We start from the raw sequence: 18,985 nt of genomic DNA, 5'->3' as shown, positions 1-18,985 counted from the left end.
AAGCCAGGACCCGCTTACCCAAAAGCGAGGAACCCCGTGATTCACGATCTGTCCATTGAGACCATCGACCGCGACGACACCGAGTTCCTCATCACCCTGAAGGGTTCGCGGCCCGCCCGTCTCGACCGTGGCGTCGATCGGGGCCCGGGTTCCTCACCGATCGCGCCACGGCCGGACAGCAGGTCATCGGTGACATCGAAGGGTTCCGCGACCGGCTGCCGCGTCCCCTCGAAGTCCTAGCCGACAAGCCGCACAGGCTCGCCCCACGAACCACCCCAGGTCTAGGCGAACAGGTCTCGTCGTACGCCTGCTGCTTTGAAGAGGTGATCGCGGGAGGCCTCAAGGTCGTGTCGTAGGCGGTCGAGGTCGACGTCGAGTAGCCGGCCCCGCCATTTGCGGATCTTTCCGGCGACGAGGACGGTTTCGACGTTGCCTCGGTCCATCAGGGAGACGACCGCCCCCGGCACGTTGTTGAGCGGGGCGACGTTGAGCGCGGTGGCGTCGAGGATGACGATGTCGGCCTGTTTGCCGGGGGTGAGCGTGCCGGTCCTGTCGTCGAGTCCCAGGTCCCTGGCGCCGTTGACGGTCGCGTATCTCAGCACGTCCCGGACGGTGAGCAGTTCGGGGGTGCCCGGTGACACGGGTCCGCCCCGGTCGAGGATCATCTGGTTGACGACCATGCGCTGCATCGTCATCGCGGAGCGCATCAGCGTGAACGGGTCCGCGGCCATCGTCGTCTCGACGTCCGAGCTCAGCGAGGGCTCCATGCCCAGTTCCCGCATCGTGAGGATCGGCGGGGTGCCGTGCCGCATGACCATCTCGATCGGGAAGGCCAGCGAGACCCGTGCGCCCGCGTCCCGGATTCGCTTCCAGGTCTCGTCGGACATGCCGGTCATGTGGATGAAGAGGTTGTCCGGACCCACCCGGACCCCGTCCTCACCCCTCGCGATCCTCTCCAGGTCCTGCCGCATCGTCCCCCACGAGCCGACCGCGTGGGCGGCGATCCGCACGCCCAGTTCGCGGGCGATCGCCCAGGACCGGCGATGCGCCTGCCCGCCGAGGTAGATCTCGCCGCCCATGACCATGGTCACCAGCCGATCGTCCGTGGGGAACCACCGTTCCCTGACGCGGTAGGCGTCCTCCGGATACCGGGACCCGGTACGGCCTGCGCCCTCGAAGAGGCCGAACGCGGCACGCCGCCCGGTGTCGACCAGCGCCTGGACCGTCGCGTCGGTGTGCTCCGGGGAGTGGTGGATCTGCGACACGTCGAGCACCGTGGTGACCCCCGCGTCGAGTTGCGAGAGTCCCGCGAACAGCACGTTGACGTACACGTCCTGCGGCCGGTAGGCCGGGGCGAACCTTCCGAGGATGTGCTCGCCGTAATTGGGCTGGGCGCTTGGCGAGCCCGACCCGTCGTCGGTGAGCAGGCCGTTGGGCAGGAAGGCGCGCTCGGCCGTCTCGAACTGGTGGTGGTGCGTGTCGACGAACCCCGGCATGACGACACGTCCCCGGGCGTCGATCACGTTCGCGTCCTGGGCGTCGAGGCCGGGGCCGACCGCGACGATCCTGCCGCCCTCGACCAGGACGTCGGCGTCCTCGAAGTCGCCGACGGCCGGGTCCATCGACATCACCGCCCCGCCCCGGATGACCAGGCGACCACCGTCGGGGGGCGCGGGCTCGTTCTCGTTCCACTCGCTGGACATGGGGGTCTCCTTCGCGAGGCACCAGCCACAGGGGGATGAGCACGACATATCGAGTTGATGTGTCTACTCGCCACGGTACGCCCATGAGTGGACATGTCAACTCATGGGTTAAAGTGCCCCCATGGCACAGCTGGGACTGACCGAACGCGAACTCCGCGCCTGGCGGACGTCCTTCCTGATGGTCGAGCTGCTGAGGACACGCGTCGAGCAGCAGCTGCAGGCCGACGGCGGCCTGTCCAACGCCGACTACACCGTGCTCGTCCTGCTGGCCGAGGCGCCGGAGCGGCGGATGCGCGCCTACGAACTCGGCCGGGTCGCGGGCTGGGAGAAGAGCCGCATGCACCACCAGCTCACCAGGATGGAACGGCGGGGCCTGGTCACCAGGGAGCCGTGCGGTTCCCGTGGTGTGTACGCCGTACTCACCGCGGAGGGCCTCGCCGCGCTCAGGAGGGCCGCGCCTGGCCACGCCCGGGAGGTCCGGCGCCTGTTCGTCGATCCCCTCACCCCTGAGGAGCTCGAACGGTTCGCCGACGTCGCCGCCAAGATCCTCGACAACCTCCAGGCCGACGCCCAGCCGTAGGAGGCCGGGACATCGTCGACGCAGCGTACGAGGTCACCGCGCGGAACGCGGCAGCGGGAGCCGTCGTCCGTGACGACCCGTTCGACCCGGGCGGCGCCGTGGAGCGCCGTCAGCGGGAGACGGTCTGCCGGGTGAGGAGTCGTCGCACGAAGGCCGTGACGCGGGCGGGGTCCTCCTCGGCCATGAAGTGGCCCGCGTCGATCGGTTCGTAGGTGAAGTCGGGTGCCCAGGCCCCCCAGATCTCGGTGGGATCGAACCCGAGCAGGCTTCCCCAGTCCTGGGAGATCGCCGCGACCGGCATGGTGAGCCGCCGCCCGTCGGCCCGGTCCGCCCGGTCCATCTCAAGGTCGACGCTCGCGGTCGCGCGGTAGTCGGCGACGATGGACGGCACCGCCTTCGACGAGGCCGCGATGTAGTGCTCCCGGAGCCGGGGCGAGAAGGTGGTTCCCGTGGGGTCCCAGGCGTCGAGGAACGACGCGAAGAACTCCCCGGCCACGGCGCCGATCATCTTCTCGGGCAGCCCCGGGGGCTGCGCCATGAGGTAGAGGTGCCAGGCGACCTTGGCGTCGACGCCGTGCAGGACGTCCCAGGTGTCCATGGTCGGGAGCACGTCGAGGATGCCCACGTGGGTGACCGTTTCGGGGTGGTCGAGGCCCGCGCGGACGGCGACGAGCGCGCCGCGGTCGTGTCCGACGACCGCGAACCTGTCGTGCCCGAGCCGCGCGGCGACCGTGACGACGTCGTCGGCCATGGTGCGCTTGGAGTAGGTGTCGGGTGAAAGGGCGTCGGGCTTGTCGCTGTCGCCGTAGCCGCGGAGATCCGGTGCGATGACGGTGTGGTCGCGGCTGAGCTCCTGGGCGACGGCGCTCCACATGAGGTGTGTCTGCGGGAACCCGTGCAGGAGGACGACGGGCGAGCCCTGGCCCGCGTGGGCGACGTTGAGTTCGGTTCCGCCCGCTCCTGCGACGCGGTCGTAGGTGAAGCCGGGGATGGTGAGGTCGGTCATGGCGGTGGGTCCTTCGGTCACTGGTGGGGATCGGGGGCGGCCGGGGTGGGGCGGCCGGAGAAGATGCCGTGCTGGTCGGCGCTGACGCCGCTTCGCAGCGCCGGGATGAGGACGGAGTCGACAAGCGCCTCGCGGTAGCGCCGATCGGTGCTGAGGCCGTTGAGCTTGCGGATGACGAGCACGGCCGCCGCGACCTCTTCGTAGGCGAACGGGTCGGCGGACGCCGGAAGCTCGCCCCGGTCGATCGCGGCCCGCAGGACGGCGTCGGGAATCCGGGCGCCGGTGGGGCCCGCGGACTCCTCGATGTGCCGGCAGAGTTCGGGGTCCCCGAGGCCCGCCTGCATGATGGCGAGACTGACCGGAGATCCGGCCTCCACGGTCGCCTCCAGCCGCTCAAGGAGAGCGAGCAGGTCGCCGCGGAGTGAGCCCGTGTCGATCGGGTCGGGTTTGTTGCCCGCGGCCGGGCCTGCCTTGATGGCCGCGACCACCATCTCCTGCTTCGTCGCCCAGCGGCGGTACAGGGTCCGCTTCGAGGCCTGGGCCCGGCGGGCCACCTCCTCGAACGTCACCCCGTCGATGCCGGTCTCGCTCAGGAGCGAGAGGACGACGGCGAGGATCTCGCTCTCCCTGGCCGCGTCGCGTGGACGACCGGGAGGCTTCGCGCTGGGCGCACTATTAGGATACGGCACGAGTCGTATCCTAATAGGCAACCGCGCGCGGATCCAAAACCGGGAACCGTCACGGACGCCTAGCCGTCCTCGCGCACCTCGCCGACCGGCCTTCTGACGCCCACTCCCTCATCCGGGGTGAACCCGAGACGCATGATCATCTGTGGGTGTTCACCGGACAGCAGTTCCTGCCGGGCGAACTCCCGCAGGTGGGCCATCTCCAGGGCCTGGGTGTGGAAGGCCGCCCGGACGTCGTGCGCGGCGGCGTGCAGCAGGACGCGCTGGAGCGCCTGCCCGGCCGCGATCCAGTCCTCCCTGGAGTCGGCCAGGGTGGTCAGCGCCGCCACCAGCCCGGTCGAGGTCGCGGTGAACCGGTCGGACTCCTCACCCCACGGACGGCCGTGGGCGTAGTCGCGCTGGGGGAAGGCGGGCTCCGTCGCCACCGGCTCCCGGGGGTAGGCCTCGGCGGGGACCCCGTCCACGTGCCCGCTCTCCGGCGGCCTTCCCCAGCGGATGACGTCGAGGGTGAACAGCGTGGCCTGGGACTGCACCTCCTGGGCCGCCTCGGTGAGCGCGGCCAGCACCCGCACCGCGGCCGTCGAGCGGATCGGCGTCAGGCGTGCTCCCTCGACCGCGGCCTGCTGGACCAGTTCGTCGACCAGCCGCTCCGGAACCGGCCGGTCGTCGAACCCGGCCCGGTGGGTGCGCCGCCGTTCGACCTGGCCGTACAGCGTCACGGTGTGCTCGTCCGGCTCGACGTGCTCGCCGAGCCGTACGGTGGCCAGCAGGGCGGGGCGGTCGGGGTCGGGGAGCACCCGCACCGGCGCCTCGTGGCCCAGCGCGCGCAGCGCCAGGCGCATGTTCGCCAGGGCGGCGCCGCAGCTGATCAGCATCTCCCTGCCCGTGACGTCGCCGGCCCGCAGCCTCCTGTCGCTGTCGGCCCGCAGGGCGATCTCCTCGCCGTCGACGACGAACGACCAGGGTTGGGTGTTGTGCACGGACGGCGCCCACACCGCCGCCTGGAGCGCCGTGTCGATCGTCTTCGTGACGTCCTCGGCCCGCATGGCTTCCCCTCCCTCTCCCCATGACGATCCCCCGGCGGCCGGTGCGACGTCAGCGCCGAAAGTCCCCGATTCGGAGGACCTATGGCCACCCGCCGTCGGCGTGACCTGGAGTCGGCCGAAAGACTCCGGCATCAGGGACTTCCGACCCTCGTCAAGCGGCCTTTCCCGTAGTGAAATGCGGGCAGCCGCGGCATCGTGCCGCCTCGGCCCCGCCCGTACGGCGACCTGGCGGGACCACGACCCGACAGGAGGAAACGTGGACCCCTGGCTCCTCACATACGACGGTTTCGACCCCGCCCACGAGGGGCTGCGGGAGATGTTCACGACGCTCGGCAACGGCTACTTCGCCACCCGGGGCGCCGTGCCCGAGGCGCGGGCGGACGACGTCCACCACCCGGGCACCTACGTCACCGGCTGCCACGCCCGGCCTGCCGGACGGCCCGCCGAGGACGAGGACCTGGTCAACGTGCCCAACTGGCTGCCCCTCACCTTCAGGGCCGAGGGCGGCGACTGGCTCGTCCCCGGTGGGGCCGAGCTGCTGACCTGCACGCACACCCTCGACATGGGCCAGGGAACGCTTTCGCGGCTGGTGCGGGTCCGTGACGCCGCGGGCCGGATCACCAGGATGGAACAGCGGCGCCTGGTCTCCATGGCCGACCGGCACCTGGCCGCCCTGACCGCGACGATCGTCCCGGAGAACTGGGAGGGCATGCTCCAGGTCCGCTCCGCGCTCGACGGACGTGTCACCGGCTCCCCGGCAGCCGGGAACGGGTGGGAGGAGCTGACGCCGATCTGCGCGCACGCCGCCCACGGGGTGATCGAACTGCTGACGCGCATCGCGGCCTCGGGCGTCGAGGTCGCGCTCGCCGCCAGGACGACGCTGGCCGGGGGACGGGCCGAGCGGGTCGTCGAGGAGGGCGTCGGCAGGGGCGTCGAGGAGAGCTGGGTGCACGACGACCGCGCCGTGTGGGTGCGGGCGGGCGAGGAGGTGACCGTGGAGAAGGTCGTTGCCCTCTACACCTCGGCGGACCGGGCCGCCACGGAGAGCGAGGCGTCGGCCAGGTCGGCCGTGGTGCGTGCGGGCTGCTTCGCGACGCTGTTGAGACGGCACGCGACCGCCTGGGAACGGCTGTGGGTGAACAGGCACCTGTACGCCGAGGACCCCCGGGCCCAGCAGGTCCTCAACCTGTACGTCTTCCAGCGCGCGCAGGCCGTCTCCCCACGGCCGCGCAGGGCCACCGTGGAGATCGACTTCGCCGAGGGGTGGGGACTGACCCGGACCCGCGTGTTCGCCGAGGCTGACCGCCGTGGATGATGGGACTTTCGCCTCTGCCCCGGTAACCGGTCACCAGACGAAGCTGGCAGGCATGAACGTCGACTCGGCCGGACTGGACGTGCTCTCCCGCCAGGAGTGCCTGGACCTGATCTCCTCGGCCATCATCGGACGGATCGTCTTCACCGATCGCGCCCTGCCGGCGGTGCAGCCGGTCACCTTCTATCTCGACGGTGAGGACATCGTCATCCGGACCGGCACCGGCTCCAAGCTGGCCGCCGCCACCAGGCACACCGTGGTCGCCTTCGAGGTGGACGAGTTCGACGTTCACACCCGCACCGGCTGGTCGGTCACCGCCGTCGGCCGCGCGCACGCCGTGTCCGATCCCGGGCAGATCGACCGGCTCTCGCGGCTGCCGCTGACCACCTGGGCCCCCGGGGAGCGCAACCACTTCATCGTGGTCCGCGCCGAGCAGGTCTCCGGCCGCCGCCTCAGACGCTGACACCACGTTCCGACACCCTCCGGGAGGCGCCGACGCCGTCCCGGTCTTTCGCGTTCCCCGCTCTCACCCCAGGGGGACGCTCCATTCGAGGTGGGTGCCGCCCTCGGGGGGCGAGACGATGGCGAAGGAGCCGCCGAGCTGTTCGGCGCGTTCGGCCAGGTTGCGCAGCCCGCTGCGCCTGCCGTCCTGGGGCATCCCGGTGCCGTTGTCGGTCACCGTCAGGATGAGCCACTCACCGCGCGCCTCCACGCTCACCCCGGCCTTGGTCGCCCTGGCGTGCCGTACGACGTTGGACAGCGCCTCCCGCAGTACGGCCAGCAGGTGTTCGGCGACCGCGGCGGGGACCTCGTGTTCGAGCCGCCCCTCCATCTGCAGCCCCGGCATGAAGCCCAGGTGGCCCCGGGCCCCCTCGACCAGCTCGACGATCTTCCCGCGCAGCCCGGCCTCGGCGTCGCCCTGGGGCGTCTGCAGGGCGAAGATCGTCGAACGGATCTGCCTGATGGTCGCGTCCAGCTCGTCGATCGCGTTCTGCAGCCGGGAGGAGGCCTCGGGCCGTTCGACCAGCCGTACGGTGCTCATCAACGTCATGGCCACCGCGAACAGCCGCTGGATCACCACGTCGTGCAGGTCGCGGGCGATCCGGTCACGGTCTTCGAGGAGGCCGAGCCGTTCGGCGTCCATCCTGCTCTCGGCCAGTTCGAGCGCGATGGCCGCCTGCCCGACGAAGGCGTGCAGGGTGAGCAGTTCGGCCTGGTTGAACGGCATGCGGCCCGGGTGCTTGCCCAGGGACAGCACGCCCCGCACCGCTCCCTCCGCGCCGATGGGCACCGCGGCGATCGGGCCGAGCGACATGTGCTCGGCGACCGCGGCCGGGGTGGCCGCCTCGGCGGGGGCGGTGACCATGAGCGGCTGCCCGCTGGTCAGGGACTGCCCCTCGAAGGAGGCGCCGACCGGGACCCGCTCCCACGTGCCGGGGACCTCCTCCTCGGGGCCGTCGGCGATGATCACCTTCAGGTGGTCGCCCGACCCGTCGGGCAGCAGGACCGCGGCCACGTCGGCGCCCGCCATCTGCCTGGCCCGCCGCGCGATCAGGGTCAGCACCCGCTGCGGGTCGGCCCCGGACAGCAGGCTGGTCGTCACCTCGGAGGAGGCCTGCAGCCACACCTCCCGCCTGCGGCTCTCCTCGTAGAGCCGGGCGTTCTCGATGGCCACACCGGCGGCGGTGGCCAGCGCGACCACGATCGCCTCGTCCTCCTCGTCGAAGGCCCCGCCGCCGCGCTTCTCGGTGAGGTAGAGGTTGCCGAAGACCTCCTCGCGGACCCGGATCGGCACCCCGAGGAAGGAGCCCATCGGCGGGTGTCCCGGCGGGAAGCCGTAGGACTCGGGGTGGTCGGAGATGTGGGCCAGACGCAGCGGTTTCGGCTCCTTGATGAGCAGGCCGAGCAGGCCGAGGCCGTGCGGCCAGTGCTCGATGCGGGCGATCTCCTCCTCGGACAGGCCGACCGGGATGAACTGCACCAGGGTGTTCTGCTCGCCGATCGCGCCGAGCGCGCCGTAGGAGGCCTCGACCAGATGGGTCGCGGTCTCCACGATCCGGCGCAGCACGGTCTCCAGGTCCAGGTCGCTGCCCACGGAGACGACGGCGTCCAGCAGGGCGTGCACCCGGTCCCGGGTGGCCAGCACCGCCTCAAGGCGGCTCTGCAGCTCCGTGAGCAGCTCGTCCAGTCTCAGGTGCGGCAGCAGGCCACCGGGCTCGATCCTCCCCATACAGCGAAGTCTCGCACCCGAAGATCCCGCCCTGAAGATGGGGGAGTGTCCTTGGCACAAAAAGCGACGAATCGGGCTTTCAGCGAGGCATGGCCAGCACGGGCGGCAGGCCGAACGCGGGGAAGAGGCGGGTGTCGAAGGTGGTGATCTCCGCCACGGCGCCGTCCTCGATCCGCAGGACGTCGATCTTGAAAGCCTTGAACTCCGTCTCCCCTGGCGCCCTGAGGTAACTGGCCGCGGCCGGCATCCGGTTCGCGGCGACCGGCAGCAGCCGCCACTCTCCGGGGTCCGTCAGCCCCCGCCGGAGCAGCGGCGCGATCATGGCCAGTCCGTCGTAGCACATGGGCAGCGGCGGCATCGTGATCCGGATGTCCTCGCGCATCAGGGCGAGCGCGGCGTCGGCGTCGGCCCGCTCGTGCGCCTCGATGAGGCGCCTGAGCAGTTCCCGTTCCGTCTCGCTCGGCGGCCGGGGGGCCGGCCGTACCGGGTGGTGCTCCCTGACCGTGGCGCGGGCCCGCTGCAGCGCGCTGTTGGCGGAGGCGACCGTCGTGTCCAGGGCCGCCGCGGTCTCGGCCGCCGACCATTCGAGCACGTCACGCAGGATGAGGACCGCCCGCTGCTTCGGCGGCAGGAGCTGGATCACCGCGAGGAAGGCCAGCTCGATCGTCTCCCTGGTCACCAGGACGGCGTCGGGCTCGGTCTCGCCCGGCGCCACCTGGTCGAGCAACCGGTCGGGGTACGGCTGCAGCCACGGCAGGTCCGCGAAGGACGTGGCCGAGCGCGCCCCGCGCCGGGAGTGGTCGATGCACGCGTTTGTGGCGATCTTGTAGAGCCAGGCCCGGAAGAGCGCGTTTCCCTGGAAACCGTCCCTTCCGCGCCAGGCCCTCAGGAACGTCTCCTGGACGACGTCCTCGGCCTCGTCGAAGGAGCCGAGCATCCGGTAGCAGTGCACGTGCAACTCCCGGCGGTGCCGCTCGACGACGGTGGCGAACGCCGTCTCGTCCCCCGCGAGGGCGGCCGTGACGAGCGTGTCCTCGCCGGTTTCCTGGTGACCTGTCCACACGGTACGAACCTAACCAGCGACCAGGCCGCAGGAGACGTTGACGGTCGTGCCGGTGATCCCGGCGGCCCTGTCCGAGGCCAGGAAGGCCAGGGTCTCGGTGACCTGGGCCAGCCTGGGCATGCGCCCGAGCATGGTCATCCCGGCCATCGCCCTCTCGAACGCCTCGGGGTCGAAGTCGGTCAGCCCGCCGTTCACCTCGACGACCTTCTCGCGCGTCAGGGTCTCGATGACCCCGGCCGTGTGCAGGCCGACGACCCGCACCCCGCTCGGTCCGGCCTCGGCGGCCAGGTAGCGCAGGAACGTCTCGACCGCCGCGTCCGCCGGGCCCGTGCTGCCCATCATCGGGGCGGTTCCCCGGGAGGAGCCGCTGGTGATCGTCATGACGACCCCACCGCCCCTGGTGGCCATGTGGCGGGCGGCGACCCTGGCGGTGAGGAAGTTCGTCAGCAGGCCGTTCACGACGGCCGTGGTGAGGTCCTTGGCCGACATGTCGACCAGCGGGACGCCCTGCACGTCCCCGCGGGTGATCAGGTTGAGGGACACGTCCACCCCACCGGCCCGGGAGACGACGGACCGGAAGTGTTCCTCGACCGAGTGCTCGTCGAGCGCGTCGACCTGGTCGACCTCGGCGAGGCCGCCCGCCTCGGTGATGTCCGCCGCGACCGCGTCGAGCGACGCGCGGGTGCGTCCGGCGAGGAAGACCCTGGCGCCCTCCCTGGCGAAGGTCCTTGCCGCGCCGCCGCCGATGCCGCCGCCCGCGCCGTAGATGATGACGTTCTTGTCCCGCAGAATCTGTGTCATGCCCCTGTAACGGGGACTCGGGCGCGAACTCATCGGTGCGACGAAACTTTTTTCTCCGGATTTTTCGGGAGATGTCCCAGGGACCTCCCCAGGGCTCCTGGCCCCCGAGTCCCGGCTCTCGGCTCTCGGAAACGACGAGGGCCATCGCACCGGATCCGGTGCGACGGCCCCTGTGGGCTGTCAGGCCTCAGACGAGCGTCAGGAGATGCTGAAGTCGTCGGCGTAGACGTTGCCCTGGCCGTACCAGCCGTGGACGGAGATCTTCACCGTGCCGGAGGAACCGGTGGTGAAGGGCACCGAGACCTGGCTCCAGCCGCCGGAGGAGGCCCAGGCACTGCCGGTCGCGCCGCCGGAGACGTTGAGGAAGGCGTAGTTGCCCTGGACCCAGCCCTTCAGCGTGTAGCTGTGGTTGGGGGTCAGCGTCACCGTCTGGGAGCACTCACCGGTCTGGCTGTTCGTCGCCGCGACCTGCAGGGCGTGGGTGCCGCCGTGGGCCGGGGAGCTGACCACGGTGCCACCCGACTGGCAGTTCCAGGGGCTGAGCGAGCCCGACTCGAAGTCACCGTTGGCCACCGTGCCACCGGGGTTGGCGCTGCCGACCGTGAGGGTGTAGGTGGCGGTGTGGGTCGCCGAGGCGCCCGTTCCCGTGACGGTGACCGTGTAGGTGCCCGGGCTCACCGAGGCGGTGGTGGCCAGCTTCAGCGAGGAGGAGCCGCCCGCGGTGACCGAGGCGGGAGTGAAGGTCGCGGTCGCACCGGCGGGAAGCCCGGTCGCGGCGAGGTTGACCGTCTGCGCCGAACCACTGGTGACGGCGGTGTTGACCGTCGTCGTCGTCGCGTCCCCGACGATCACCGAGCCGGAGGCAGGGGAGAGCGAGATCGAGTAGTCGTCGTTCGACGTGCCCTTCACCGTGAGGTTGTAGGTCGCGGTGTGGTTGCCGGAGGCCGCCGTGCCGGTGACGGTGATCGGGTAGACGCCCGGGGTCACCGACGAGGTGGTGGCGAGCTTCAGCGAGGAGGAGCCGCCCGCGGTGACCGAGGCGGGGGTGAAGGTCGCGGTCACACCGGCGGGGGCCCCGCCGGCCGTGAGGTTGACCGTCTGCGCCGCGCCGCTGGTGACGGCGGTGTTGACCGTCGTCGTCGCCGTCTCACCCGGGTTGACCGAGCCGGAGGCGGGGGAGACCGCGACCGAGAAGTCGTCGGACGGGTTCTGACTGCCGCTGGTGAACGGAGCGAAGGCCTGGCTGAAGTACCAGGTGCTCTGCTCGATGCCGGAGCACTCGTTGGCGCCGGCGGTCCCGGGGCAGCCGCCGTTGTCACGCTGGAGCGCCCAGAACGACAGGTAGGCGAGGTTCTTGCTGATCGCCCAGTTCAGCACGGGGGCGGCGTCTTCGACCCTGAACGTCTCGGCGGGACCGAAGTCGTCGATGCCGATCATCTCGATGACGCCGATCATTCTCCACAGCTGGTCCGACGTCTTGTTCGGGTACAGCTGCGCCAGCTGGTCGTGCAGGCCCTGGGCCGCCGTCTTCGTGTCGTTGGCCATGTTGTGGCTGGCGTTGTCGTAGTAGTCGAACGTCATGATGTTGACGATGTCGATCTTGGCGTTGTTCGCCACCGCATTGCGCAGTACGGCCAGGCCGCTGTCGGCCAGACCGCTGGTCGTGGTGGGCAGGGTGTAGGCGAACTCGATCTTCTTGCCGTTGGCGGCGGCCCAGTCCTGGACCTGCTTGATCGCCTTGTTGCGGCGGTCGATTCCGGCGCTGTTGGTCAGCGAGTTGTCCTCGATGTCGAGGTCGATCCGGGTGACGCCGTAGGTGTTGATGACGTTCTGGAAGACCGCGGCGATCGAGTTGACGTTGGTGCAGCTGTCGGCGATCTCGGTGCCGGTGTTGTCGGCCGTGTAGCCGCCGAACGACGGGATGACGTCGCCGCCCGCCGCCCTGATCTTGTTGATCGAGGCGCCGAAGGTGGAGGTCGAGATCGGCATGCTGGTGTCGCCGTTCCAGTAGGCCGTGCACGACCCCTTGGTCGCGGCCTGCAGGAACGCCATGGTCAGGTGCTTGGCACCGGACTGCTGGGAGAGCGTCGCCGGGTCCTCACCGGTCCACGCCTCGAAGTAGGGGGCGAAGACCCGCTCGGGCAGGCCTGCGGCTGCGGCCTTGACGGGGGCGGTGGCCTTGTCCGGAGTGGCGCTCGCGGTCGTGGTGCCCATGGCGGTGACGCCGAGCACCGTGACGGCGGTGGTGACAGCCGCCAGGGCAGCACGAAGCGATGTTCTTAGGTGCATTGCAGACTCCCGTAACAGAAGTCAGGCGGGACCCAGTGGGCCCCGGGATGGGGGGTGGCGCATCCGGCAGGCCGATGCCGTGTCTGATGCGTGGTTCAACGCAGAGTTGGGAGAACGGGTTGCGGATCCGCGTGTGACCTAATGGTTGGATCAGCCCGTATCTTTTGTCAAGTTTCTTAACAATTCCCGCCGGTAAGTTTCTTAACAATCTCCCAGCAGCCACTCTGACCTGGCCTTATACCGCTCGTTTGGAGTCGGAGACCCGCGTTATCAGCGGGGGGTGAACAAGCGTGTACACCCGGGGACATCGCTCCCGCCGACGGTCACGGAGCGTGACCGTCGGCGGTGTGCCACACGGCCTCCTCGCCCGGTGTCGGCGTCCGGTGCGGCCGGGGGTGTTTCCGGGTCGGGGAAAATGCGGGAAAGGGTGCCGGAAGAACAATCTGGTCAGTCCCGATTCCGGTTTCCTGACACCTTTGCCGGACGTGGCGGATGGCCATCCGGTAGGGAACCTGTACGGATTATCCGGAAAAGCGTAGGAGATGCGTAGACAAAGGTTGAAAAATGGTGGTTCAGAAGTTTGATGAAGAAAGTAGGGATCTCCAGCGGAAAAGGCGGTTGCGATGGTCCGCTCAGAACCGATCGGCTTCTCGCTCGCCGGTGGCCTGTTCGCCACCGTCACCGCGACGGCGGTCGCGTCGTTGCTCTTCACCCCGGGGCAGGTCCGCGGGCGGCTGCTGGTCATGGCGATCGCCGTCGGCGGTCAGGCCCTGCGCACGCCCCGCTGGCCCGCCGCCCTGGCCACCGCCGTCCTGGCGTGGCTGCTCGCCACCGGGTTCCTGGTCAACACCGAGGCCGAACTCACCCTCGACGGCCATGACCTGCTGCGACTGTTCCTGCTGCTGCTCATCGCGGCCCTGGCCGCAGGCGTCAGAACCGTGGCCGACCGCCTGAGCCTCCCCTCCGCCGGGGCCGCCGGTGCTCCCGGGGCCGCGAAGACCGTGGAGTCCATGGGGGACGCCTGACCCCTATGGTCCCCTGGGCCACCCCGGGACGCTCAGGTTCGGTCGCCGGTGTGGCCACCTTCGGAGCGGGGCCCCGGTGGTACCGGACGGCCGGGGGACAGCGACGCCCCGGCCGTCCGGTGGTCATGGCGCCGTCCGGAAACACAGGCCGGGCGGCGTGTTTTCCACACGCCCGCGAATACGATCTCCTTGACTGGATCTTGACATTCGAATGTCATCGTCACGAGGTGAGAAACAGCCATTTATCGCGGATTTTCTGCCAGGCCGGTGGGTGTCCGGCGATCGGCGGGAACCATCGGGGCCCGGCGGCCGACTACTCGGATGTCCACCGTCCAGATCCACTGTCCAGAACCGGAGACAGGCCACATGCCTCCTCCGGGGAGAAAGGAGGATCGTCCATGGTCAAGAAGACGCTCGACATCGTGGCCCGCAGGAAGAAGACCCGCAGCCGCCTGCTGAACAACCACGGCTGACAGGGCTGAGCCAGTCATGGACGGTCGCCGCCGGGCTCTCCCGGCGGCGACCGGTCGGAGACGGCGACCGGTCGGCCGGGAACCGTGATCGGCCGGAGGCGGCGGCCGGTCAGAGATGGCGGCCGGTCAGAGGCAGGAGAAGCAGCAGGTGAGCGAGAGGGAGCGTGCGTGACGCAGACCGAGTTCCGGCGGGCGCGAACGTTGATGATCTACTGGCACGACGGCGAGCTGACGGCCGAGAACTACCTGGAGAGCCGCTCGACCGACGAGGAGGCCGAAAACGCGGTCGCCGTGAACGCCCAGGCGGTCGAACTGCTCGAACACTTCACCGACTGGACGACCGTCGAGAAGGTCGCCTCCGACCTGGGCGAGTTCGACCAGGACTCGGTGCGCGAGGCGGTCCTGGCCCTGGCCGAGGCCGGGCTGCTGGTCGAGAGAGGGGCCGAGGAGCGCGAGGAACGCTTCCTCGACGCCTGGCGTGACTGGGGGGAGGAGGCACGCTTCTTCCACTTCGGCACCCGGAACACGATCTACACCGGCGACAGCCTGGAGCAACGCCGCGCCGACGCCGGTTGGGTACGGCGCACCGGCGGTCCCCCGCCGGCCGTCTTCAAGTCCTATCCGGACGCGCCACGGGTCTACCTGCCCAGGGCGTTCCTGCCGCTGGCGGAGCCGTACGGGCAGGTGCTGACCCGGCGGCGGACACACCGCGTGTTCACCGGGGAGCCGGTGAGCCTGGCGCAGCTGTCCACGGCGCTGTTCTACACCTTCGCGCCGATGCAGCTCTACGACGCCGGTGACCTGGGCACGCTGATCCTGCGGACCAGTCCGTGCGGGGGTGCCAGGCACGAGCTTGAGGGCTACGTCGCGGTTCTCGACGTCCAGGACGTGCCGCCGGGGCTGTACCACTACAACGCCGAGGCGCACGCGCTCGAACTCGTCGACCCCGACTTCGACCGGGCACGGCTGCACCGGGTGACCTACGAGTCGGAGATGTGCACGCCGTCGGCGTTCGTCTGCTTCGTCACCGTGGTCTTCGAACGGACGATGTACAAGTACCGGCACTCGCGGGCGCTGCGGGTGACGCTGCTGTCCGCCGGGCACCTGGGTCAGACCTTCGTGCTGACCTCGACCGCCGTCGGACTCGGCGCCTGGCAGAGCGCCGCCTTCCGGGACGAGGAGCTCGACGAGGCACTCGGCGTCGACGGCTTCTCCGAGGGGGTGCTGTACATGTTCGGCGCCGGGAACCCCGTCCTCGGCGAGACCGGGATGCCCGAGGGCATCGCCCGTGCCGGGCTCACCGACCCCAACCGGCTCGTCAAGCGCCACCCGGCCGCCGGGTGAGCGCTCCGGCCACGGCGTACGTGCGGCTGTGGCGGCAGCGGTGGGTGCCGTCACTGCTGCTGGTCGGCGTGTGCGCCCGGGTGCCGTTGCAGGCCTACGTCTTCGCGGTGCTGCTGCTGGCGGCCGAGCGGACCGGCTCCTACCCGGCGGCGGGCGTGGTGACGGCGGCCGGCGGCGTCGCCTACGCCGCCGGGGTCCCGGTGCACGGCAGGCTCGTGGACCGCTTCGGGCAGACCAGGCCGCTGACCGCCACGGCCTGCGTCAACGCGGTCGCCTTCACCGGCCTGCTGGTGACGGCGCACCTGGGCCCGGCCACCGGGGCCCTGGCCGGGTGGGCGGCGGCGGTCGGCCTCTCGCTGCCGCCGGTGGCCGCCGCGGCGCGGGCGCTGTGGTCGCACGTGATCGACGACGACGCGGTACGGCGCACCGCGCTCGCGGTTGACGCCATGGTGCTCGACGTCGCGCTGGTCGCCGGGCCGCTGCTGGTCACCGTGGTCAGCGCGACCTTCGGGCCCGCCTGGGCCGTCGGCGGCTGCGCGGCCGTACTGCTCGGCGGCACGGTGTGGTTCAGCACGCTGCCGCCCTCACGTTCCTGGACCCCGGCCCGCAGGGGGGCGAGCCTGGCCGGGCCGCTGCGCTCGCCGGGCGTCGTCGTGCTGCTCACGGTCTCGGTGCTCACCGGGGCCCTGCTGGGGGTGCTCAGGCTCGGGTTCGTCGAGTTCGCCGGTGAACGCTCCGACGGTCCGGCCTCCAGCGGCCTGGCGCTGGCCGCGTTCGGCGTGGGCAGCCTCATCGGCGGCCTGCTGTACGGCTCGCGGTCGTGGCGCGCCGACGCCGCCGTGCGGATGCGGGTGATCCTCGCCGGGTACGGCTGCGGCGTCGGGCTGCTCACCCTCGCGCCGAACGTCCCCACGCTGGTCGCGCTCTGCGTGCCCGCCGGGCTCCTGCTGGCCCCCATGGTCATCTGCAACTTCGAGCTCATCGGCCGGTGCGCCCCGGAGGGGACGCTGACCGAGGCCTTCGCCTGGGGGATCACGGCCACCTTCACCGGGTCGGCGCTGGGCAACCTCGTCGCGGGCGCGCTCGCGGGCACCTCGTCGGCCGTGGTGTTCGCCGCCGCCGCGGGCTTCGCCGTACTGGCCGCCGTCGTCGCGACCGCCGGGGCCGCGGCCCTCCAACCGTCCGGGAAAGGCTCATGATGCGTGTGCTGACACGCTGGTCCCTGGTCGCCGTTCTCCTGGCCACCGGCTGCGCGGCGGCCCCCGGGGGTGGGGTGGCCGTGTCCTCGACCCCGATAACCGTCACCGGCTGCGGTGGCCCCGCGACGGACGTCGGGGCCCCGCCGGAACGGGTGGTCGTGCTCACCCCGAGCGTGCTGGAACTGATGCTCTGGCTCGGTCTCGGCGACCGGGTCACAGCCATCGGGCAGCAGCCCCGCCCCGGCAGCCTGCCGGAACGCTTCTCCGCGCAGGTCGCCGCCCTGCGGTCGCTGTCCGGCAAGTACACCGCGGGCGGCGGTTACCGCCCGGTGCCGAGGGAGGAGGTGCTCGCCGCGGAACCCGACCTGGTCCTCGGCGGGTTCGCCAGCAACTTCGACGCCCCCGGGGCCATGTCCCGCGCGGAGCTGGCGGCCGACGGCATCCCGTCCTACCTGGCCCTGTCCACCGCGTGCAAGACGGCGGTGACCGCCCCGCTGACCGGCTTCGACCTGGTGTGGCGGGACCTCGCGAACCTCGGCCGGATCTTCCGGGTGCCCGAACGGGCCGAACGGGTCATCGCGGAGATGCGGCGGAAGATCGCCCCGGTCGAGGCGGAGGTGAGGGACGCGGAACGGCTGAGCGTGTTCCCGTTCGAGTACGACGAGGGGACCGCGACGCCGTACGCGCCGGGCAACAGACAGGCGGTCAACGCGGTCATCGAGACCGCCGGGGGCCACAACGTCTTCGGTGACCGGGACGAGGCCTACACCAAGGTCGGCTGGGAGGAGGTGGTGGCCCGGGATCCACGGGTCATCCTGGTCATCGTCTACGACCGGGGAAGCCCCGCCGCGAACGAGGCCCGCTTCGCCGAGGCCGAACGCTTCCTGACCACCAGCCCGGCGCTGCGTGGCGTGCGGGCGGTGACCGAGAGGCGTTTCGCCCGGCTGGTCTACGAGACGGCCTCGGTCGGCGGGGTGCGCAACGCCGACGCCGTGGTCGAACTCGCCGGGCAACTGCGCCGGGCCCGATGAGCGGCCCCCCGCGACCCGCCGGACCTCCCGGCGAACACCCCAACGAACGTCCCGCGGAACACCCGGGCGAACGCCCCAACGATCGTCTCGGCGAGCGTCCGGGCAAGGGTTCCGCCGAACACCCCGGTAAGCGGTCCGCCGTCCTGCCCCGCCCTCCGCGGCGCCGTGTCGTCCTGGGGGCCTGTGCCGTGCTGGGCGGGCTGCTCGTCGTGGGGCTGGCCGCCTCCGTCATGCTCGGCAGCGTCGCCGTACCCGCCGACACGGTGGCCCGCGTCCTCATGCGGCACCTGACCGGCCAGGGCGAGCCCACGTGGAGCGTCAGCCAGGACACCGTGGTGTGGAACCTGCGCCTGCCGAGGGCGTTGCTGGCCGCGCTGGTCGGCGCGGGCCTGGCCGTGTCCGGCGCCGCGACCCAGGCGTTGGTGCGCAACCCGCTGGCCGACCCGTACGTGCTCGGCCTCACCTACGGCGCGGCCGTCGGGGCGGTCGCGGTCACCGTCACCGGAATCGCGCCGCTCGGCGGGGCCTCGGCCGGGGTGGCCGCCTTCCTCGGGGCGCTGGGCTCCTTCGCCGTCGTCTACGCCCTGGCCCGTACCGGCGGTGCCCTCGCTCCGCTGCGGCTCGTCCTGTCCGGGATGGCCGTCACCTACGCGCTGTCCGGGGTGACCAGCTTCCTCGTGTTGCGGGCCGACGACCCGGGCACCACCCATTCGGTGCTGTTCTGGCTGTTCGGCAGCCTGGCCGAGGCGAACTGGGCCTCGCTCGGGCTGCCCGCCGTCGTCCTGGCCGCGACGATGGCCGCCCTGCTCGCCCAGGCCAGGCCGCTCAACGCGCTGCTGCTCGGCGACGAGACCGCCGCCGGTCTCGGCGTCCCCGCCGCCCGGCTGCGCCGGCACCTGTTCCTGCTCGTCGCCCTGCTCACCGGGGTGATGGTCGCGCTGGCCGGGGGTGTCGGCTTCATCGGCCTGATCGTCCCGCACGCCGCCCGGCTGCTCGTCGGCAGCGACCACCGCAGGCTGCTGCCCGTCGCGGCCCTCGCCGGGGCGGCCTTCCTGGTGCTGGTGGACATCGCCGCCCGTACGGCCCTGCACCCGCAGGAGCTGCCGGTCGGGGTCGTCACCAGCGTCATCGGCGCCCCGCTGTTCCTCTGGCTCGTGCACACCCGGGCCCGCGAGACCACAGGACTGTGAGACCACG

At 71.1% G+C, this 18,985-nt stretch carries 16 protein-coding genes; 8 read left to right on the top strand and 8 right to left on the bottom strand.

Going from position 1 to position 18,985, the window contains the following annotated elements:
• Positions 1-281: 281 nt before the first annotated feature.
• On the bottom strand, positions 282-1,703 hold the full coding sequence (locus ACIBVQ_RS27355) for an amidohydrolase family protein (protein ID WP_399180882.1): 1,422 nt from the start codon (positions 1,701-1,703) through the stop codon (positions 282-284).
• Between the two features lie 121 nt (positions 1,704-1,824).
• On the opposite strand from ACIBVQ_RS27355, the gene ACIBVQ_RS27350 reads away from it, so the two are divergent.
• Complete coding sequence (locus ACIBVQ_RS27350) at positions 1,825-2,283, top strand: MarR family winged helix-turn-helix transcriptional regulator (protein WP_399180880.1); 459 nt, start codon at positions 1,825-1,827, stop codon at positions 2,281-2,283.
• A gap of 109 nt (positions 2,284-2,392) precedes the next feature.
• Here the strand turns inward: ACIBVQ_RS27350 and ACIBVQ_RS27345 are convergent, their stop codons facing one another.
• Genes ACIBVQ_RS27345 through ACIBVQ_RS27335 form a run of 3 tightly spaced genes read right to left on the bottom strand, consistent with a single transcriptional unit; the run spans position 2,393 to position 5,021 of the window.
• Complete coding sequence (locus ACIBVQ_RS27345; RefSeq protein ID WP_399180878.1) at positions 2,393-3,289, bottom strand: alpha/beta fold hydrolase; 897 nt, start codon at positions 3,287-3,289, stop codon at positions 2,393-2,395.
• Positions 3,290-3,306: 17 nt separating this feature from the next.
• A complete protein-coding gene (locus ACIBVQ_RS27340) occupies positions 3,307-3,978 on the bottom strand; it encodes a TetR/AcrR family transcriptional regulator (protein WP_352013588.1) in 672 nt (223 codons plus the stop codon).
• Between the two features lie 59 nt (positions 3,979-4,037).
• Positions 4,038-5,021, bottom strand: coding sequence for an Acg family FMN-binding oxidoreductase (locus ACIBVQ_RS27335; RefSeq protein WP_399180875.1), 984 nt, complete (start codon positions 5,019-5,021; stop codon positions 4,038-4,040).
• A 256-nt stretch (positions 5,022-5,277) separates the two neighbouring features.
• On the opposite strand from ACIBVQ_RS27335, the gene ACIBVQ_RS27330 reads away from it, so the two are divergent.
• Together ACIBVQ_RS27330 and ACIBVQ_RS27325 are read left to right on the top strand one after the other, a co-directional pair.
• On the top strand, positions 5,278-6,336 hold the full coding sequence (locus ACIBVQ_RS27330; protein WP_399180873.1) for a hypothetical protein: 1,059 nt from the start codon (positions 5,278-5,280) through the stop codon (positions 6,334-6,336).
• A gap of 52 nt (positions 6,337-6,388) precedes the next feature.
• Positions 6,389-6,796, top strand: coding sequence for a pyridoxamine 5'-phosphate oxidase family protein (locus tag ACIBVQ_RS27325; RefSeq protein ID WP_362917122.1), 408 nt, complete (start codon positions 6,389-6,391; stop codon positions 6,794-6,796).
• A 63-nt stretch (positions 6,797-6,859) separates the two neighbouring features.
• Here the strand turns inward: ACIBVQ_RS27325 and ACIBVQ_RS27320 are convergent, their stop codons facing one another.
• The 4 genes from ACIBVQ_RS27320 to ACIBVQ_RS27305 form a co-directional block, all read right to left on the bottom strand.
• On the bottom strand, positions 6,860-8,563 hold the full coding sequence (locus ACIBVQ_RS27320) for a GAF domain-containing sensor histidine kinase (RefSeq protein ID WP_352013592.1): 1,704 nt from the start codon (positions 8,561-8,563) through the stop codon (positions 6,860-6,862).
• Between the two features lie 79 nt (positions 8,564-8,642).
• Positions 8,643-9,626, bottom strand: coding sequence for an RNA polymerase subunit sigma-70 (locus ACIBVQ_RS27315; RefSeq protein ID WP_399180871.1), 984 nt, complete (start codon positions 9,624-9,626; stop codon positions 8,643-8,645).
• A gap of 9 nt (positions 9,627-9,635) precedes the next feature.
• Positions 9,636-10,427, bottom strand: coding sequence for an SDR family oxidoreductase (locus ACIBVQ_RS27310; RefSeq protein WP_352013594.1), 792 nt, complete (start codon positions 10,425-10,427; stop codon positions 9,636-9,638).
• Between the two features lie 198 nt (positions 10,428-10,625).
• Positions 10,626-12,716, bottom strand: a complete 2,091-nt coding sequence (locus tag ACIBVQ_RS27305) for a glycosyl hydrolase family 18 protein (RefSeq protein WP_399180869.1) — start codon at positions 12,714-12,716, stop codon at positions 10,626-10,628.
• 623 nt (positions 12,717-13,339) lie between these two features.
• Here ACIBVQ_RS27305 and ACIBVQ_RS27300 point away from each other — a divergent pair.
• The 5 genes from ACIBVQ_RS27300 to ACIBVQ_RS27280 all read left to right on the top strand — a co-directional run bounded on the left by ACIBVQ_RS27300 (position 13,340) and on the right by ACIBVQ_RS27280 (position 18,978).
• Entirely contained in the window at positions 13,340-13,741 is a 402-nt protein-coding gene (locus ACIBVQ_RS27300) for a hypothetical protein (protein WP_399180867.1), read from the top strand.
• Positions 13,742-14,382: 641 nt separating this feature from the next.
• Positions 14,383-15,558, top strand: a complete 1,176-nt coding sequence (locus tag ACIBVQ_RS27295) for a SagB/ThcOx family dehydrogenase (protein ID WP_386190949.1) — start codon at positions 14,383-14,385, stop codon at positions 15,556-15,558.
• Positions 15,555-16,757: an MFS transporter gene (locus tag ACIBVQ_RS27290; protein WP_399180864.1), complete on the top strand. Its 1,203-nt coding sequence runs from the start codon at positions 15,555-15,557 to the stop codon at positions 16,755-16,757. Before ACIBVQ_RS27295 ends, ACIBVQ_RS27290 begins: the two co-directional genes overlap by 4 nt.
• Entirely contained in the window at positions 16,754-17,788 is a 1,035-nt protein-coding gene (locus ACIBVQ_RS27285) for an ABC transporter substrate-binding protein (RefSeq protein ID WP_399180862.1), read from the top strand. Before ACIBVQ_RS27290 ends, ACIBVQ_RS27285 begins: the two co-directional genes overlap by 4 nt.
• Positions 17,785-18,978 carry a FecCD family ABC transporter permease gene (locus ACIBVQ_RS27280; RefSeq protein WP_399180860.1) on the top strand — a complete coding sequence of 398 codons (1,194 nt, stop codon included), beginning with the start codon at positions 17,785-17,787 and terminating at the stop codon, positions 18,976-18,978. The genes ACIBVQ_RS27285 and ACIBVQ_RS27280 overlap by 4 nt, the downstream gene beginning before the upstream one ends.
• The last annotated feature ends 7 nt before the right edge of the window (positions 18,979-18,985 follow it).

Source organism: Streptosporangium sp. NPDC049376 (assembly GCF_044466505.1).
In the GTDB taxonomy this organism is placed as follows: domain Bacteria; phylum Actinomycetota; class Actinomycetes; order Streptosporangiales; family Streptosporangiaceae; genus Streptosporangium.
This window is presented reverse-complemented; position numbering and strand designations above follow the sequence as displayed.

Excerpts from the sequence above, each read along its gene's own strand:
- ACIBVQ_RS27355 (WP_399180882.1), bottom strand. The coding sequence starts at position 1,703 with ATGTCCAGCGAGTGGAACGAGAACGAGCCCGCGCCCCCCGACGGTGGT.
- ACIBVQ_RS27350 (WP_399180880.1), top strand. The coding sequence starts at position 1,825 with ATGGCACAGCTGGGACTGACCGAACGCGAACTCCGCGCCTGGCGGACG.
- ACIBVQ_RS27345 (WP_399180878.1), bottom strand. The coding sequence starts at position 3,289 with ATGACCGACCTCACCATCCCCGGCTTCACCTACGACCGCGTCGCAGGA.
- ACIBVQ_RS27335 (WP_399180875.1), bottom strand. The coding sequence starts at position 5,021 with ATGCGGGCCGAGGACGTCACGAAGACGATCGACACGGCGCTCCAGGCG.
- ACIBVQ_RS27325 (WP_362917122.1), top strand. The coding sequence starts at position 6,389 with ATGAACGTCGACTCGGCCGGACTGGACGTGCTCTCCCGCCAGGAGTGC.
- ACIBVQ_RS27320 (WP_352013592.1), bottom strand. The coding sequence starts at position 8,563 with ATGGGGAGGATCGAGCCCGGTGGCCTGCTGCCGCACCTGAGACTGGAC.
- ACIBVQ_RS27310 (WP_352013594.1), bottom strand. The coding sequence starts at position 10,427 with ATGACACAGATTCTGCGGGACAAGAACGTCATCATCTACGGCGCGGGC.
- ACIBVQ_RS27305 (WP_399180869.1), bottom strand. The coding sequence starts at position 12,716 with ATGCACCTAAGAACATCGCTTCGTGCTGCCCTGGCGGCTGTCACCACC.
- ACIBVQ_RS27300 (WP_399180867.1), top strand. The coding sequence starts at position 13,340 with ATGGTCCGCTCAGAACCGATCGGCTTCTCGCTCGCCGGTGGCCTGTTC.
- ACIBVQ_RS27285 (WP_399180862.1), top strand. The coding sequence starts at position 16,754 with ATGATGCGTGTGCTGACACGCTGGTCCCTGGTCGCCGTTCTCCTGGCC.
- ACIBVQ_RS27280 (WP_399180860.1), top strand. The coding sequence starts at position 17,785 with ATGAGCGGCCCCCCGCGACCCGCCGGACCTCCCGGCGAACACCCCAAC.